This is a genomic window from Pedobacter sp. UBA4863 (assembly GCF_002399615.1).
Classification (GTDB): domain Bacteria; phylum Bacteroidota; class Bacteroidia; order Sphingobacteriales; family Sphingobacteriaceae; genus Pedobacter.
Window position 1 is genome coordinate 25098 of record NZ_DHDZ01000045.1, and the last position, 17561, is coordinate 42658.

At 37.9% G+C, this 17561-nt stretch carries 12 protein-coding genes; 7 read left to right on the forward strand and 5 right to left on the reverse strand.

The window, feature by feature from the left end:
- Positions 1-34: 34 nt before the first annotated feature.
- The gene (locus B3I52_RS11890; RefSeq protein WP_293301529.1) at positions 35-1069 is read right to left on the reverse strand and encodes a hypothetical protein; all 1035 of its coding nucleotides are present in this window, start codon (positions 1067-1069) and stop codon (positions 35-37) included.
- Between the two features lie 258 nt (positions 1070-1327).
- Between B3I52_RS11890 and B3I52_RS11895 the strand changes: the two genes are divergently transcribed.
- Complete coding sequence (locus B3I52_RS11895; RefSeq protein ID WP_293301530.1) at positions 1328-1915, forward strand: thymidine kinase; 588 nt, start codon at positions 1328-1330, stop codon at positions 1913-1915.
- Between the two features lie 55 nt (positions 1916-1970).
- Here the strand turns inward: B3I52_RS11895 and B3I52_RS11900 are convergent, their stop codons facing one another.
- A complete protein-coding gene (locus B3I52_RS11900; RefSeq protein WP_293301531.1) occupies positions 1971-4817 on the reverse strand; it encodes a S8 family serine peptidase in 2847 nt (948 codons plus the stop codon).
- Between the two features lie 168 nt (positions 4818-4985).
- Between B3I52_RS11900 and B3I52_RS11905 the strand changes: the two genes are divergently transcribed.
- The 6 genes from B3I52_RS11905 to B3I52_RS11930 all read left to right on the forward strand — a co-directional run bounded on the left by B3I52_RS11905 (position 4986) and on the right by B3I52_RS11930 (position 12768).
- Positions 4986-5390: a VOC family protein gene (locus B3I52_RS11905; RefSeq protein WP_293301533.1), complete on the forward strand. Its 405-nt coding sequence runs from the start codon at positions 4986-4988 to the stop codon at positions 5388-5390.
- A gap of 12 nt (positions 5391-5402) precedes the next feature.
- On the forward strand, positions 5403-5840 hold the full coding sequence (locus B3I52_RS11910; RefSeq protein ID WP_293301535.1) for an SRPBCC domain-containing protein: 438 nt from the start codon (positions 5403-5405) through the stop codon (positions 5838-5840).
- Between the two features lie 98 nt (positions 5841-5938).
- The gene (locus B3I52_RS11915) at positions 5939-6334 is read left to right on the forward strand and encodes a hypothetical protein (protein ID WP_293301537.1); all 396 of its coding nucleotides are present in this window, start codon (positions 5939-5941) and stop codon (positions 6332-6334) included.
- Between the two features lie 112 nt (positions 6335-6446).
- A complete protein-coding gene (locus B3I52_RS11920; RefSeq protein ID WP_293301539.1) occupies positions 6447-10784 on the forward strand; it encodes a CusA/CzcA family heavy metal efflux RND transporter in 4338 nt (1445 codons plus the stop codon).
- Position 10785: 1 nt separating this feature from the next.
- A complete protein-coding gene (locus B3I52_RS11925) occupies positions 10786-11907 on the forward strand; it encodes an efflux RND transporter periplasmic adaptor subunit (RefSeq protein WP_293301541.1) in 1122 nt (373 codons plus the stop codon).
- 561 nt (positions 11908-12468) lie between these two features.
- Positions 12469-12768: a GIY-YIG nuclease family protein gene (locus B3I52_RS11930; protein ID WP_293301543.1), complete on the forward strand. Its 300-nt coding sequence runs from the start codon at positions 12469-12471 to the stop codon at positions 12766-12768.
- Positions 12769-13506: 738 nt separating this feature from the next.
- Here the strand turns inward: B3I52_RS11930 and B3I52_RS11935 are convergent.
- From B3I52_RS11935 to B3I52_RS11945, 3 genes are all read right to left on the reverse strand, one after another.
- Positions 13507-15726: an NADP-dependent isocitrate dehydrogenase gene (locus tag B3I52_RS11935; protein ID WP_293301544.1), complete on the reverse strand. Its 2220-nt coding sequence runs from the start codon at positions 15724-15726 to the stop codon at positions 13507-13509.
- Positions 15727-16241: 515 nt separating this feature from the next.
- Positions 16242-16949 carry a hypothetical protein gene (locus B3I52_RS11940; protein WP_293301546.1) on the reverse strand — a complete coding sequence of 236 codons (708 nt, stop codon included), beginning with the start codon at positions 16947-16949 and terminating at the stop codon, positions 16242-16244.
- Positions 16950-17101: 152 nt separating this feature from the next.
- Positions 17102-17251 carry a hypothetical protein gene (locus B3I52_RS11945; protein ID WP_293301548.1) on the reverse strand — a complete coding sequence of 50 codons (150 nt, stop codon included), beginning with the start codon at positions 17249-17251 and terminating at the stop codon, positions 17102-17104.
- Positions 17252-17561 lie beyond the last annotated feature (310 nt).

Here is a 17561-nt window from a genome sequence, read left to right on the forward strand (position 1 = left end):
ACTTCAGCAAAAAACTCCCCTTAGGGGCTGGGGGTTAATCTCTAAACCTCCTATTCAATACCAGATAAAACTTATCTACGGTAGCTTGTTGTTCTGCCCAGTTGTTTTTCACCGCGTAATTCTTCTGAAAAAAATTATCGGCAGCATCAAAATTTGGCATTTTGTTGGCAATATCTATAGCCTCAGCATAGGCTAAATTGTAACCGTTAAATAAATCTTTAATGTAAAGCAGTTTGTCATTTAAACTAATGGCGGTTTTTAAGTCGGTTATGTTAGCACCAGAAGTTTCATTTAAACGTGTACCTGTTTTACCTGCCAACATATCGTTTACCGTTGGTTTGTAGTCTGTCTCTGCTTCTATTTTAGTGGTTTCAACTACAGTTTCTGTAACAGCAATAGTTGGTTCTACACTACGATTTGTAACCACCGGCTGTTCTACTTCATCATGAGGTACCAAGAAAGGTTCTGGCCCAATTTCATCCTCTTCCAGCTCTTCTGTATTTCTAACAAGATTTTCTTTTACCTTTCTTTTTTGCGCAATAATTCTAGCTTCTTCTTCGCTCAAAGGCCTATCAAACAACTGATCGGTTGTTTTCTCTTCAAAATCAAACTTATCATCTTCAGAAAAATCATCCTTATTCAATATAAACTCAAAAGTGGGCTTAGATTCTGCTTCTAATTGAAAACTTTCGGCTTCTTCTGTTATAAGCGCTGGTACTGGTGTGCCTGCAATGGGTGCTGTTGGCACAACAAATTCATCTGTACTTTCTGTATTGGCAAAGGTGATGGCCTCTAACTGTTGTACATCTTTAAACTCATCACTGATCTCTTCGTCAACAACGGTTTCGTTTAGCACCTCGGTAGCTTTAGCATTTATTACTGGAGCTTGTACAGGTAAATTCAGTTTTTTAATAATTTGGATATGGTCTGTTAAAAAACTTGCATTTGCCAAAAATAGCTCTAGCTCAACTTCACTTAACTGCTCAGGATTTTGAGCTAAAAACTGATATTGTTCGTTCAATTCGTTAAGTATATTCCCTAATTTCTTAAAAAGAGCTTCTTGTTTCATCCGTTTATTCTTTCTTTTAGATCAGTAAAATCCAACATAACGTTTAACAATTATTAAACCATAATATGCTAACGAAAGTTTTGGTGTTTTATGTTAATAACTGACAGCCAAAAATACTATAAAAATCCATTATATCCCCTCTAGATAAATATATCTTCGTATGGCTGAGGAAAGAAAGACAATTTGCTTTTATATGCCGAGTTATTGTATTGCATATAAAAGCAAATTTATCTAAGTTTGGCTAAAAATACCTATACAATGTTATTTAGCGAACAAAATTTTAGACGGGGAGAATTTAGCGGCAGTATTGAAGTAATTTGTGGCTCTATGTTTTCTGGTAAGACCGAAGAACTGATAAGGAGGCTAAAGAGAGCGCAAATCGCTAAATTAAATGTGGAGATTTTTAAACCAAAGACAGATATCCGTTACGACGATACGGCCGTAGTTTCGCACGATAAAAACGCCATACAATCTACCCCGGTTGACAGTTCTGCTGCTATTTTATTGTTAGGCACCAATACTCAGGTGGTAGGTATAGACGAAGCCCAGTTTTTTGACGAAGAGCTTCCAGAGGTTTGCAACAAACTGGCAAAAAAAGGTATCAGGGTAATTGTTGCGGGGTTAGACATGGATTTTTTGGGAAAGCCTTTTGGGCCGATGCCTGCATTAATGGCTATTGCAGAACACGTTACCAAAGTAAATGCAGTTTGCATGCAGTGCGGCAGTCCGGCGGTATATTCTTACCGTACAACAGCCAACGAAGCCAGAGTTTTACTAGGCGAAAAAGACAGTTACGAACCTCGTTGCAGAGCTTGCTTTACGCCCAGCCCAACACTTCCAAAATAAGAGCGTTTATAGCGCACTTAGCAAAAGTTTTCCCTTCGGGAGTTTTAGAGCGGCTTTACTTCGCTACAATCATTTTTTTCGCCTGTTTAAAGCTCGATGTACTTAGCTGATAGGTATAAACTCCTTTTGCAAATTTGCTCACATCAACATAAAAACGGTAGCTACCTGCATCTAAAACCCCGTTAGTTAACGTTAATACCTTTTTCCCCGTTATATTATAAAAGGTAATGGTAGCATTTGTTTTCTCTGGCAAATCAACTGGGATATAAGTAAAGGTTTTGGCTTCGTTTGGATAGTTCTGTTTTAAAGCATATTCGGTAGGAATACTACTTTTTCGATCGGCCAATACCTCTTTATACTTTACTTCGGCCGCATTGCCTATGGTAGCTAACTGATTTTGATTATCTCCTGCCAAGAAAGCATAAACCACTTTTATAGTGCCATCTTTAAGAATGTTATACGGTCCACTGCCCAATGTAAACATCACATCGTAACCATTTGGCGTATCGTAGCCTAAGCCTTGGGCCTGTATGCCCGAAGTTAGTGTTTTATATTTTTCTGCTATGATAAAATTGTTATCTCCCAAAAAACTATTGGCCAACTGATATGACAAGGGATAATAAGCTGGTGCGGCCTGTAAGTTTAGCATTTTTATGCCTACATAAGGGTAAGCAGCATTTTTCTTGGCATAAACCAAGGCGGTTTTTGTAGTGGCATCATACAGTGTCGCATTTGCCGACGATTCGTCCAAATCCCAATCGGTAAATAAGCCCGTGTAGATATTTTGTAAAGCGGCATTACTTGTATTGGTAATTTCGTATTCCATAATTACGTAACTATCGTTGGCGGTAGTGTTAAATGCCAATGCCCTAGCCAACACTTTTAAGCCTATTGGATTGGCACTGCCAGCATCTGTAAAAACGCTAGTACCTTCAAAAGCTGCCATAGTAGATGGAACCATAGCCGCAGTTTGCTGCCTTTTAAAATCTTCATTATAGCTCGCATCGGTCCTGGCATTATTCATCACTTGTGTTTCCGATTTGGCAATCAGCAAAGCGGCTTCATAAAGCATATTCTCCTCTTTATAAACAAAGCCCAAACCTGCCATGGCATTGGCCTTGCTATAACCTACCCTACCATTTGAAGTAAGGGTTGTACTAATTTTATTCACCGAAATATTAAGGTAATCTAAGGCCACAACAGTTGTAAAACTTTCCGTATCTAGGTAACTACCACCGTTACCTGTATATTTTATGGTAAAGGTAACCTCATGGTTTTCGGGCACATTGGCTAATACCTTAACCCTCACTGGCCCAATATCGGTCTTTATTTCAGCACTATTGAAATTGCCCACACTAATATTTTCGTTTACAACTTGTACATAAGCACTGTTACTGGTGATATTCATATTCAATCCAGTTACCGGGGCTAAGAAATTTTTTAACGAAAATTGTATAGCAATCTCTGTATTGGGCGCCCTATTTCCTAAACTTTGATCGGTAATAGAAATATTTTGATAACGTACGGAAGTGGCTGTTTCGGTTAAAGCCCGATAAACATTCAAACGACCTTTACCCAACATTTTTACATAAGATGGATTTTGTGCGTCAATATTATCGGCCGTTGCCCTTAAAATTTCGCCTATTTGTAAACCGGTATAGTTAGGATATTTTTGTTTTAGTAATGCAGCAGTACTTGATACCAACGGTGCAGCCATAGAAGTTCCCGAATAATAGGCATAACCATTGTTGTAAACCGTATTGTAGATGCCTTGGCCCGGTGCAGAAATATCAATGTAGGTACCGTAATTAGATGCCGAACCTTTGGTGTCATCAGCATTTAGATTGGCAACGGCAAGTACGCCATCAAAAGCTGCCGGATAAATAGGGATATTATTACCAGAATTACCCGCAGCAGCAACTACCAAACAACCTTTACTAATGGCATAGTTAACCATCTCTTGCCCAAACTGGCCGCCACTTACCCCGCCCCAAGAACAGTTAATGATATGCGCACCTTTATCGGCAGCGTACTTAATACCCTCGTAACCTTTGTAAATAGACCTTTCATCATCATCTGCTCCAGCTTTAACAATTAGCAGTTTTGCATTACCTGCCAAACTTGCTACACCAATTCCGTTGTTGGTTACGGCACTAGCAATGCCGCTTACATGAACTCCGTGATCAGCACCGCTACTTTTTACATTGGGATCGTTATCTCCTATCATGGTACTTACAGAAGCACCACATAAATCCCAACCTGCATAATTATCAACATAACCATCGCCATCATCATCAATACCATTTACCGGATCTGCGATATTGTAATAAATGTTTGCGGCCAAATCTTGGTGGGTAATTTCCGAGCCAGTATCTACAATGCCAATAATTACATCAGCAGCATTTCTAGCAATATCCCAAGCTTGTGGTGCTTTTACCTGCGATAGATAGAACTGTGTACTATAGGCAGCATCGTTGGGCGTGTACCAAGTGCTATATATGTAACTGGGTTCGGCATAAGCAATATCTTTATTTTGCAGCAAGGTGTTAATTACCTTATCTATACCAACGTTACCGCTATATTTGGCGTAATAGTAATTACCAAAATTTAAACCAGATTGCTGCGTACCAAATGCTTTACTATTTTTTGGTTCTTCTTTAAAGATAGGCGTTAATGCAGAAAAGGAAATACCTTCTACAGCTAAAGCTTCTTTAGTGCCTTTGGCCAAAACGCCCGCTTTAGAAGTTTCATTAAATTTAATGATTAACGTATTGGGCAGGTAGTCTTTTGCTGTTACCCCTACAGGAAGTTTAAATTTTACCTTTGTAAAAGGCGGCTGCTTATCTTGCTTAAAAGCAAACAAGATAAAGACCAATAAAATAAGCAATTTGTAACTCTTCATCTTGGCGTTGAATAGAACGAAGATATTGATATTTAAACATTAACACAAGAAATATACAAGCTAACCGAATAGGTTTAAAGGCTACTAAACACCTCAATTATTATAATTTAAGTCTTCTTACCCATCTTTTTTCATTAAATTAGTTATCCTAACCAAAACCAATACATCATGACAAAAGAAATATGGCTCAATCTTCCGGTTAAGGATATTCAAAAAACCACTGATTTTTTTATCAAAATTGGGTTTAGTTTAAATACCCATGTACCTAAAAGCAATAACATGGCTTCTTTTAAAATTGGACAAAAAGATTTCATTGTTAACTTTTTTACCGAGGAAGTGTTTAACAGTTTTACGCCTTTTAAAATTGCCGATTTGGAAAACAGTACCGAATGCTTAATTTCTATTGATGCAGAAAATGCAACAGAAGTAGATAAAATATTAGCTAAAGCTGCCGGCGGTGATGTTTACGCCCAAGCTGGCGAAAAAGATGGCTGGATGTATGGCGGCGGCTTTACCGATTTAGATGGTCACAAATGGAACGTTTTATTTATGGATTTCAGTAAATTAGGCTAGCAAATTATTGATATGGAAAGAATATATTTTAAAATTGAAATTAACGCTCCAAAAGAAAAAATTTGGGACATCCTTTTAGGCGAAACCACCTATCCAAAATGGACGGCTGTTTTTGCTGAAGGTTCGAGCGCAATAACTGATTGGCAGGTTGGAAGTAAAGTATTCTTTGTAAATGCTGAAGGCAATGGTATGGCATCGAAAATTGCCGACCATATTCCTAACGAATATTTGTCTATACTGCATTTAGGATTTTACAGCAAAGGTGTTGAAGATTACGATAGTGAAGAAGTAAAAAAATGGGGCAATGCTTATGAAAACTATAAGTTAAGTACCAAAGACGGCAAATCTTTATTAAGTGTTGAAATGGACACCAATGAAGAATACAAAGTATATTTCGAGGAAAAGTGGCCCTTAGCTTTAACGAAAGTGAAGGAATTGGCAGAGGATTAAAATTACATATTGGGTAAGTGCGCTACAATTTCTCTGTATAATGTAACATTTGGCTATCATTAATTGTTTTCTTGCCCTATTTAGCTAATTTTAAGGCGTTGAAAAAAGCATTACACATCTTATTACTTAGCTTTTATGCGCTTTCTTGTACTGGCTTACAGGACTTGACTAGGCTGCCTGTGCTTTTCCAACATTATTTTGAACATAAAAACCTTGATGACAACATCACTTTCTTCGATTACATAGAACATCATTATAACGATATTCCGCACACCGATGATGATGAAGAAAGAGATAACCAACTCCCTTTTAAAGCATACCAATTTTATGCCGCAAATGTGTTAAGCACGGCTTTACCCCCATCATCTGGTTTTCTACCAAAGAAAGTTTATCAAATTCTGCCTAATCAAAAAACCATCATCAATAACGATTATATTCCTCATTCGGCTTTTGCCGGAAAAATTTGGCAACCGCCAAGGTCAATCATTTCTTAATTACATATAGTTAAACTATTTGTTGGCTTTGATATGCAGGCATTAAAGTTTCGATAATTATCGGAATAGCGTGGCATATACAAGCTATTTAGAAACGATTATCCCCATTCTCATGTTGAATAGAATTATTGAGTTTTCGATCAAGAATAAACTCATCGTTGGGCTATTTACCATTGCCCTGCTTATATATGGAAGCTTTGAGCTTACCAAATTACCTATTGATGCCGTACCCGACATCACCAATAATCAGGTACAAATTATTACCTCTGCCCCATCTTACGGTGCTACAGATATTGAGCGCTTAGTTACTTTTCCGGTAGAACAAGCCAACAGCAATATTGCTGGCATTAAAGAAATTAGAAGTTATAGCCGCTTTGGCCTATCCTTGGTTACCTTAGTTTTTAACGACGATGTAGATGTTTATTGGGCCCGCCAACAGGTTGCGGAACGGCTATTGGTAGTACAAGAGCTAATCCCGAAAGGCATAGGAAAGCCAGAAATGGGCCCTATTTCTACCGGACTGGGAGAAATTTATCAATATGCCGTAAAAGCCAAAAAAGGTTACGAAAAGCGATACGACATTACCGAACTGCGTACCATTCAAGATTGGGTAGTGAGAAGACAATTGCTTGGCGTAAAAGGTGTAGCCGAAGTGAGCAGTTTTGGCGGTAAGCTAAAACAATATCAGGTTACAATAGACCCCAATAAACTCGTAGCGCACCAAGTAACCATCAGCGAAATCTTCGATGCCTTAGAAAACAACAACCAAAATACGGGTGGAGCCTATATTGAAAAACAAGCAACGGTTCAGTACATCAGAAGCGAGGGCTTAATTGGCAGCAAAGCAGACATCGAAAATGTAGTAGTAAAAAACAACGAAGGTGCCACACCGTTGCTCATTAGAGATGTAGCCAATGTAGAAATCGGATTTGCTACTAGATATGGTGCCTTAACCTTTAACAATGAAGGTGAAGTTTCTGGTGCTATTGTAATGATGCTTAAAGGCGCCAACAGTAATGTGGTGATTGAGGACATTAAAGCAAAAATTGAGCAAATACAAGAAAACCTACCCGAAGGCGTGGAGATTGTACCATTCTTAGACAGAACAAGCATGGTGAACAATGCCATAAAAACCGTAGAAACCAATCTATTAGAAGGTGCTTTAATTGTTGTTTTTGTATTGGTTATTTTCTTGGGAAATCTGAGAGCTGGTTTTATTGTGGCTTCAGTTATTCCGCTATCTATGCTATTTGCCATCATTATGATGAATATTTTTGGCGTAAGTGGCAATTTAATGAGTTTAGGAGCACTAGATTTTGGATTAATAGTAGATGGTGCCGTAATTATTGTAGAAGCCGTAATGCACCAACTTAGCCATAGCCAAAAGTTTGCTAACGCTTCCTTTCTTAAACAAGACCAAATGGATTTGGAAGTAAAGAGCGCTTCTTCTAAAATGATGAACAGTGCGGTGTTTGGACAAATCATTATCCTCATTGTTTACTTGCCAATCTTTAGTTTGGAGGGAATTGAAGGAAAGATGTTTAAACCAATGGCCCAAACTGTAGCCTTTGCCTTGCTAGGTGCCTTTATCCTTTCGTTAACCTACATCCCAATGATGTCGAGCTTGTTTTTAAGTAAAAAAATAAAAACGGCTCCTAACATTTCTGACAGGGCAATGGCTAAGGTCGAAAATCGTTATGAAAGATTGCTTCAAAAAGTATTAGGTTTCCCAAAAACCGTAATTATTATTGTATTGGGCTTATTTATAACTGCGGTTATTGTTTTAAGCAATTTAGGCGGAGAGTTTATTCCATCTATCGAAGAAGGCGATTATGCGGTAGAAACTCGCGTACTTTCGGGCAGTAACTTAAATACCACCATAGAAAATGTACAAAAAGTAGCAGGCATACTTAAAGACAGATTTCCAGAAGTAAAAAACATCGTTGCCAAAATAGGAAGTAGCGAAGTACCCACCGAACCGCTACCTATGGACATGGGCGACATGATCATCAACCTTAAACCAAAAAAAGAATGGACATCCGCTAAAAGCTTTGAGGAACTATCTGAAAAAATGAGCGAAGCAGCCAGCGAAGTGCCTGGCGTAACTACCAGTTTCCAATTTCCGGTACAAATGCGTTTTAACGAGTTGATGACTGGCGCCAGACAGGACGTAGTTTGTAAAATTTTTGGAGAAGATTTTGACACCTTGGCGCTATACGCTAAACAATTGGGCAACTTGGTAAAAACAGTAGATGGCGCAACAGAGTTGTATGTAGAACAAATTTCGGGAACCCCACAAATTGTTATCGAGTACAATAGAGCTGCCATTGCTCAGTATGGTTTAAATATTGCCGAGATTAACAGAAATGTAAACACCGCTTTTGCAGGCCAAAGTACAGGTTTAGTTTTTGAAGGCGAAAAACGTTTTGATTTGGTAGTTCGGCTACAGAACGATAAACGAAAAGACATTAAAGACGTACAAAATCTGTTAATCCCTACGCCTAGCGGCAATCAAATTCCGCTTTCGCAGGTGGCTAATGTTGCTTTGGTGAATAGTCCGAGCCAAATTCAAAGAGAAGATACTAAACGCAGAATTTTAGTAGGTTTTAACGTAAGCGGCAGAGACGTAGAAAGTATTGTTACCGAATTGCAGGAGAAGGTAAAAGCAGAAATTAAATTACCAACGGGTTATACGGTTACCTATGGCGGCTCTTTCGAGAATTTAAACGAAGCTAAATCGAGGTTAATGATTGCGGTTCCCGTTTCGTTAGTCTTAATCTTCTTACTGTTGTATTTTGCATTCGGTTCTATCAAGTACGGATTATTGATCTATACCGCCATTCCTTTATCTGCCATTGGTGGTATTTTCTTATTGGCGCTTCGTGGCTTGCCTTTTAGCATTAGTGCTGGCGTAGGCTTTATTGCATTGTTTGGTATTGCCGTATTAAATGGCATTGTGCTAGTAGCCGAGTTTAACAACATTAAAAAAACAGGAGAACAGGACATGAAAAAAATCGTTTTAAAAGGCACAAAAACCCGTTTAAGACCTGTATTGATGACTGCTTTTGTAGCTTCTCTAGGCTTCTTACCAATGGCTATTAGTAACGGTGCTGGCGCTGCTGTACAACGTCCATTAGCTACTGTGGTAATTGGCGGCTTAATGATTGCTACTTTATTAACCCTATTTGTGCTGCCAATTTTATATGTGAGCTTCGAAAAAGGCTTATTGCGTAAAAAGAAATTGCCAAAAATAGTCACCATTATTTTAGTTCTTATAGGATTTTCTGTTTCATCGGCCAATGCCCAACAAGCAATTACATTAAACGCTGCATTAGATAGTTTGTACAAAAACAACATTAGTTTAAAAAGCAGCCAGTTAATGGCCGACTACAACCAACAACTCAGTAAAACAGCAACTACCATTGCCCCAATAAACATTAGTGGCGAGTACGGAAAATTTAACAGCAATTTGGCAGACAACAGATTAAGCATTAATCAGAGTATTAGCTTACCAAACGTATATGCTAGGCAAAAAGATAAGTTTTTAGAAGAGTGGAAAACTGCACTGATGCAAAAGGAACTGAGCAAAGCTGAACTAACCAAGCTAACTACACAAGTTTTTTACGATTTGTTAGTACTAGAAAAATTGCAACAGCTTTATTTACAAGCAGACAGTGCCTATAAGAAATTAAAGCAAGTGGCAGAATTGAGGTTAAAAAGCGGCGAAAGCGGTTTATTAGAGAAAGCAAGTGCCGAAAACCAGTTATTGCAAGTAAACACGAAGCTCAGAAACTTGCATATCCAAGAACTTACCTTGCAACAACAGTTGGCATTTTTACTCAACTCAAAGTTACCGCTAAAGCCACAGGCTGCGCATTTAAAAGTTAAACCAACTTTTACCGATACCTTGGCATGGGTAAATCACCCGCTAATAAAACTGCAACAGCAAGAAGAAAAAGCGGCATTGGCAACTACTAAAATGGAGCAAGCTAAACTGCTACCAGAATTTAACATTGGATACAACAACACCAGCATTAGAGATGATATTAGCTATTTCCAAAACGATCGTTTTCAGTCGGTGCAACTTGGCCTAAGTATCCCGCTATTTGGTGGTGCTCAACGCAATAAAATCAAGTCGGCAAAAACCTATGAAGCCTATAGAAAATCTGAAACAGAAAATGCCAACCAACAAATTAGCGTTAGCCTAAAAAGTGCTTATGCACAATACCAGCAACAGCTAGCATTGGTTAATAGTTTAGAAAAAGATGGATTAAAAACAGCTGCGACCATTACATCTACCTTAAACAAGCAGTTAAAAAATGGCGAAATCAATTATTTAGAATGGACCGTATTAAACAACGAAGCCATTAACATTACTGAAAGTTATTTTAATGCCATCCAATATTTAAACAAATATATAACAGAGTTGAATTACCTATTAGCACAATAACATGAAATATAATTTATATCTAGGGGCACTATTAATTTCAATGACACTGGCTTGCAACAACAACCAGATCAAAGAAGAAAAAGCAATTCCTATTAACGAAAATGAAGTAAGCTTAACTTCGGAACAAGCAAAAAACATTAACCTCCAAACTGGAGAAGTAGCCGTTGGAGAAATTAACGAAACCTTAAAATTGCAAGGAAAAATTGATGTACCTCCCCAAAATTTGGTTTCTGTTAGCATTCCATTGGGAGGATATTTAAAATCTACCAAAATGCTGCCTGGTACTCACGTAAGTAAAGGCCAAGTCATTGCCGTAATGGAAGATCCACAATATATCCAGCTACAACAAGATTATTTGAGCATTCGCAATAAATTAAACTTTGCTAGCAACGAACTTGCTCGCCAAAAAGAGCTAAACATTAGCAAAGCCAACAGCGACAAAACCTTACAAATTGCGGAAACAGAATATCAGAACCTAAAGGTAGAACACACTGCGCTTATAGAAAAATTGAAACTCCTTAACATCAATGCAGCGCAACTTAACGAGGGAAAAATCTCCAAATCGGTGAATGTGTACTCGCCAATTAATGGCTATGTGAGCAAGGTAAATGTAAATATCGGTAAATATGTTACACCCTCTGATGTCATTTTTGAATTGATTAATCCTAACGACATCCATTTGAATTTAACTGTTTTTGAGAAAGATTTACAGAAATTAGGCATCGGGCAGCGTGTGTTGGCGTACACCAATGTACATCCAGATAAAAAGTACGAAACCGAGGTAATTTTAATTAGCCACAACGTGGATGGTGGCCGAAGCGAGGTGCACTGTCATTTCGAAAAATACGACAAAAGCTTGGTACCAGGCATGTACATGAACGCTGAGTTGCAATTCAAAAACCAAAAAGTACAATTTTTACCAGAAGATGCAGTAGTAAATTTTGAAAACAAAGATTATGTTTTTGTAGAAGCCACTACTCGTAAATTTGTAATGACCGAAGTACAAACCGGAGAAACCTCGGAAGGTAAAACAGCAATTACTACCGATTTGAAAGGGAAAAAGGTAGCTGTTAAAGGTGCTTATTCTTTGCTAATGAAATTAAAAAATACGGATGAGGAGTAGTTAAATCTGTAAAGGAACTTTTTTTTAGTACCTTCTTTTCGACCGAAGAGAGAAATCTAACACACGGCTAAACCAATATTTACGATCAAATAGCAAGCAGTTAGATCTCTCCTCGTACCTCGTTCGAGATGACGGAAAAAGAGCAGAACCCCTCCTACCGCCGTCTTTTCGATGCGGAGTGTAACGAAGCGAGAAATCTAACACATGGCTAAACCAATATTCACGATCAAATAGCAAGCAGTTAGATCTCTCCTCGTACCTCATTCGAAATGACGAAAGAGTAAAGACATTGTTTTTACCGTCTTTTCGATGCGGAGTGTAACGGAGCGAGAAATCTAACACACGGCTAAACCAATATTCACGATCAAATAGCGAGCGGTTAGATTTCTCCTCGTGCCTCGTTCGAAATGACTGAAAAAGAGCAGAACCCCTCCTACCGCCGTCTTTTCGACCGAAGGGAAAAATCTAACGTATCGCTAAACTTCAACTAAGTAAAAAACAAAATTAAAATCTAAACAAAAGAAACCTCAGCCATTTAAAAAGAAATGTGTAATTTGAATTATGGAAAGAGGTGGCTTTATTTACATACTCACTAATGTTAACCGTACTGTTTTATATATAGGAGTAACTTCCGATTTGATATTCCGGCTGATAGAACATAGAGAGAAAACCCACCCTAAATCTTTTTCTGCAAAATATAATGCTATAATTTGTATTTATTATGAAGCATTTACAGATATCGTAGCGGCTATTGACAGGGAAAAGGAAATTAAGAAATGGCGAAGAGAGAAGAAAGAAAAATTAATTAATGCTACAAACCCTTCTTGGATTGATTTATGGGGTGAAATAAAGCAATGGTAGTATCAGCAATCATCACCTTTTTTCGTAAGTTTTGACTAATTCACATGAAAGTAGCTAGATATCTCCTCATACTTCGTTCGAGATGACGGAAAAGAGCAGAACCCCTCCTACCGCCGTCTTTTCGATGCGGAGTGTAACGAAGCGAGAAATCTAACACACGGCTAAACCAATATTCACGATCAAATAGCGAACGGTTAGATTTCTCCTCGTACCTCGTTCGAGATGACGGAAAAAGAGCAGAACCCCTCCTACTGCCGTCTTTTCGATGTGGAGTGTAACGGAGCGAGAAATCTAACACATGGCTAGGCCAATATTCACGATCAAATAGCGAGCAGTTAGATCTCTCCTCGTACTTCGTTCGAGATGACGAAAAAAGAACAGAACCCCTCCTACCGCCGTCTTTTCGATGCGGAGTGTAACGAAGCGAGAAATCTAATACATGGCTAAACCAATATTCACGATAAAATAGCAAGCAGTTAGATCTCTCCTCGTACTTCGTTCGAGATGACGGAAAAAGAGTAGAACCCCTCCTACCGCCGTCTTTTCGATGTGGAGTGTAACGAAGCGAGAAATCTAACACATGGCTAAACCAATATTCACGATAAAATAGCAAGCAGTTAGATCTCTCCTCGTACTTCGTTCGAGATGACGGAAAAGAGCAGAAACAATAACCAAAAAATCCCCAGCCTAACCGACTGGGGATTTCTAAATACTAAATACTTTATATCTAAATACTAATTACAAACTTGCCAAAGCATTGTTCAATGTAGCACTTGGGCGCATTGCTTTCGAAGCCAATTCATCATTAGGGTTATAGTAACCACCAACATCTTGTGCTTTACCTTGTGCGTCGATTAACTCAGCAGTAATTTTTGCTTCGTTTTCGGCTAAAGCTTTAGCCAATGGCGCAAATTTAGCTTGTAATTCTGCATCTTTAGTTTGTGCAGCTAAAGCCTCGGCCCAATATAAAGCTAAATAAAAGTGAGAACCACGGTTATCAATCGTTCCTAATTTTCTACCCGGAGATTTATCTGTCGCCAAGAATTTAGCGTTAGCCTCATCTAAAGCATCAGCCAAAACTTGTGCTTTAGCGTTGTTTTGAGTTTGCGATAAATGTTCTAATGAAGCTTGTAACGCTAAGAACTCACCTAATGAATCCCAACGCAAATAACCTTCTTGTGCAAATTGCTCTACGTGCTTAGGCGCAGAACCACCAGCACCAGTTTCGAACAAACCACCACCATTCATTAAAGGTACAATAGACAACATTTTTGCTGAAGTACCTAGCTCTAAAATTGGGAATAAATCGGTTAAATAATCACGTAATACGTTACCAGTTACCGAAATGGTATCTTCGCCTTTACGGATGCGCGCTAACGTAAATTTAGTTGCTTCAATTGGAGAAAGGATACGCAAATCCAATCCCTTGGTATCGAAGTTTGGCAAATATTTATTCACTTTTTTGATGATCTCCCTATCGTGCGCTCTGTTTTCATCTAACCAGAAAACAGCAGGCGTATTAGATAAGCGAGCTCTGTTTACCGCTAGCTTAACCCAATCTTGAATAGGTGCGTCTTTAGTTTGGCACATACGGAAAATATCTCCAGTTTCTACAGGCTGATCAAAAAACACGTTACCCGCAGCATCGGTTACGCGGATAGTTCCATTAGCTGCAGCTTGGAAAGTTTTATCGTGAGAGCCATACTCTTCGGCTTTTTGAGCCATTAAACCAACATTTGGTACCGAACCCATTGTGGTTGGGTTAAAAGCGCCGTGTTTTTTACAATCGTCAATAGTAGCGGTATAAACGCCAGCATAACACCTATCAGGAATGATGGCTAAGGTATCTTGTTGTTTACCATCTTTATCCCACATTTGGCCCGAAGTACGGATCATGGCAGGCATCGAAGCATCTACAATAACATCAGAAGGCACGTGTAAGTTGGTAATACCTTTATCAGAGTTTACCATTGCCAAAGCTGGTCCATTTGCAATTGCCGCATCAATAGCTGCTTTCACTTCTGCCTCTTGTGCGTTACCTGCAATTTTAGCGTAAACATCGCCTAAACCGTTGCGAGTATCAACCCCTAAAGTTTTAAAAAGCTCGGCATATTTAGTAAAAATGTCTGCAAAGTAAACTTCTACAATAGCACCAAAAATGATAGGGTCAGAAACCTTCATCATCGTTGCTTTTAAATGTGCAGAAAGCAAAACACCAGTAGCTTTAGCCGTTGCGATGGCCTCAGCAACAAAAGCTTTCAATTTAGCAAGGTTCAATACAGAACTATCAATTACTTCGCCTGCTTTTAAATTGGCCAATCCTTTTAGTTCGGTAACCGCTCCATCAGTAACTATAAATTCAATTTTAAACTGTGTATCGTTCTCAACAGTGGTAGATTTTTCAGAACCGTAAAAATCGCCTTCGCTCATGCTAGCTACACTGGTTTTAGAATCTGAAGACCAAGCACCCATGGAGTGCGGATTTGCTTTTGCATAGTTCTTCACTGCTTTTGGCGCTCTACGATCAGAATTACCTTCACGCAAAACCGGATTTACAGCAGAGCCCAATACTTTTGCATATTTTGCTTTAATTGCTTTTTCTTCTTCAGTTTTAGCATCTTCTGGGTAATTTGGCAATGCAAAACCTTGCGATTGCAGCTCGGCAATAGCATCTTTTAACTGCGGAATAGAAGCAGAAATATTAGGCAATTTAATAATGTTAGCCTCTGGCGTATTGGCCAATTGACCTAGCTCTGTCAATGCATCTCCAATTTTTTGATCATCTTGCAAAAACTCAGGAAAATTTGCTAAAATTCTTCCTGCTAAAGAGATATTTCTTGTTTCTACCTCAATTCCTGCCGAGGCTGTAAAAGCTTGTACAATAGGCAAAAATGAATAAGTAGCCAACAATGGAGCCTCGTCTGTTTTGGTATAGATAATTTTTGATGAGTTTGACATATGTGTATTATTTTATGATGTTTTGAAATAAAATGCCCAAAAAAGGACTGATTTGGTAAAATCGTCTAAAGATAAGAGAAACCATTGAATTTCATATCAGCTTAGTGTTATTTATACATTAAAACAGCCTTAGTTTTGGAACTAATTCGAGGTCAGTTTTCATTTTGAAATTGCAATTTCAAAAATAACAGCTGTAAACTTCTAGGTGTTTGTTTATGTGTCGGCTTGCACCTCTTTTAATTTTCCCGAAGCCTTGGCTTTATTGTTCATTTGTCTGTTCGTGTAATTTAGCACAGTCGTTCAATAAGGTAACAAGCTAACGTTAGATTATTTGAAAAGGCAGGAAATTCATTAATTGTCTAGCTTGGTACAAATGCTCAATTGAAAATATGGCGTTGAAGTTATGAACTAAAGATGAAAATTGAATATAGAGCCAGAACCACTGCTGATACTTGCACATAGCTGAAGTTTCATTGTTCAGCCCTGCTTTCGCAAATACTTTTGTTAGCATCAGATTAATTCAGTCTATAAAGTATCATCACTTCGCTGTCATGCTCCTTGATATAAAATGTAAACGGTCGAATTTTAACGAAGTTCATTTTACCCTCATCGTTTAGTATCTCAATTGCTTTATGTATTAGCACCCTTGAATGTAACTTAAACAAATCTTCAAGTTGATAGTTTATTTCTAGGTAGTCTAAGTTACTAAACTCTTCACAGTCCACCCAAGCTAGCTTAAAATTTATTACCTTGTCAAGGAATAGAATTTGTTTGTTATAATCGTATTCATTCGAAATATAACGAGGTTCTTCAATCGAAGGGTATTCCTGTCGTCCGCAACATGTTATACTGCTTGTGAAATGATAATAATAGTCATATTCAATAAATAAAGCTTGAATTTCATCTTGCCTTCCGGATCCTATTATTTGCTTAAATACTTTGTCAAGTTCATTTTGAAAATATGAAACGAGAGCATTATTGTCAAGTTGTAAATATTCAGCAAGTTTATCCTCATATAAGGTATCATGGGAAGTCTCCTTTGATAACTTTTTCAAGTCATTCAGCATTCGTCGCTCTCCATTGTCAAAAACGAATACTCGTCCAGCTTTTATGTCGGCATATTGTTCCTTGTACAAACCAGAAATAGAAGCTCCTTTCAGTTTGTCGAACAAAATATCTCTTTGCCTTTCCAGTAGTTTAAGAATTTTAGGGTTGTCCATCATTTGCCGCTAACGTCAGTCTGTCTAAAAAGGTCAATTAATTTTTATTTTCTCTCCGTTATAGGGTAAACATAAGTGATTTAGGGGCTTAAAATAGTTCGTTTTTTCTCGGTTTTACTTAATTGAAGTTGTGCAACAGTTACCCGTAGTGTTTATTATTTCTTTGAATATTCTAGCCATTCTTCATAAGAAATTACACCTAATTCTGGCTTAGCTTCTCCTTCAATAATAGAAATGAATTCTAAATAATGTCCATCAGGATCATTAAAATATATTGCAATTGCAGGCATCCAAGCAAAAACCATTGGCTTTTCTGTATTATCTTTTAAAAAATTATAAGGTTTGAGTCCATTAATTTTTAAAAATTCAGTTGAGTTATTCAGAATAAATTCTTTTTCGCATCTAAATGCAAAATGTCTTTTATCTATTTCTTCTTTTGGTTATTCCCATAGCCCAAGCATAGCTTCTTTTGGTTTTCCAATCCAGAAAAATACGGTTCTCCTTTCTTCTTCAAAATAACATTGCTCGAGACCTAAAATATTTTTATAGAAGTTTATCGATTTCTCTAAATTTTCTACAAAAATATGAGTTTCAACCTGTTGTGCATTTAGGAAA

Coding starts and splice junctions, on each gene's coding strand:
- B3I52_RS11890 (WP_293301529.1), bottom strand. CDS start 1,069: ATGAAACAAGAAGCTCTTTTTAAGAAATTAGGGAATATACTTAACGAA.
- B3I52_RS11895 (WP_293301530.1), top strand. CDS start 1,328: ATGTTATTTAGCGAACAAAATTTTAGACGGGGAGAATTTAGCGGCAGT.
- B3I52_RS11900 (WP_293301531.1), bottom strand. CDS start 4,817: ATGAAGAGTTACAAATTGCTTATTTTATTGGTCTTTATCTTGTTTGCT.
- B3I52_RS11905 (WP_293301533.1), top strand. CDS start 4,986: ATGACAAAAGAAATATGGCTCAATCTTCCGGTTAAGGATATTCAAAAA.
- B3I52_RS11910 (WP_293301535.1), top strand. CDS start 5,403: ATGGAAAGAATATATTTTAAAATTGAAATTAACGCTCCAAAAGAAAAA.
- B3I52_RS11920 (WP_293301539.1), top strand. CDS start 6,447: ATGTTGAATAGAATTATTGAGTTTTCGATCAAGAATAAACTCATCGTT.
- B3I52_RS11925 (WP_293301541.1), top strand. CDS start 10,786: ATGAAATATAATTTATATCTAGGGGCACTATTAATTTCAATGACACTG.
- B3I52_RS11930 (WP_293301543.1), top strand. CDS start 12,469: ATGGAAAGAGGTGGCTTTATTTACATACTCACTAATGTTAACCGTACT.
- B3I52_RS11935 (WP_293301544.1), bottom strand. CDS start 15,726: ATGTCAAACTCATCAAAAATTATCTATACCAAAACAGACGAGGCTCCA.
- B3I52_RS11940 (WP_293301546.1), bottom strand. CDS start 16,949: ATGATGGACAACCCTAAAATTCTTAAACTACTGGAAAGGCAAAGAGAT.
- B3I52_RS11945 (WP_293301548.1), bottom strand. CDS start 17,251: ATGGTTTTTGCTTGGATGCCTGCAATTGCAATATATTTTAATGATCCT.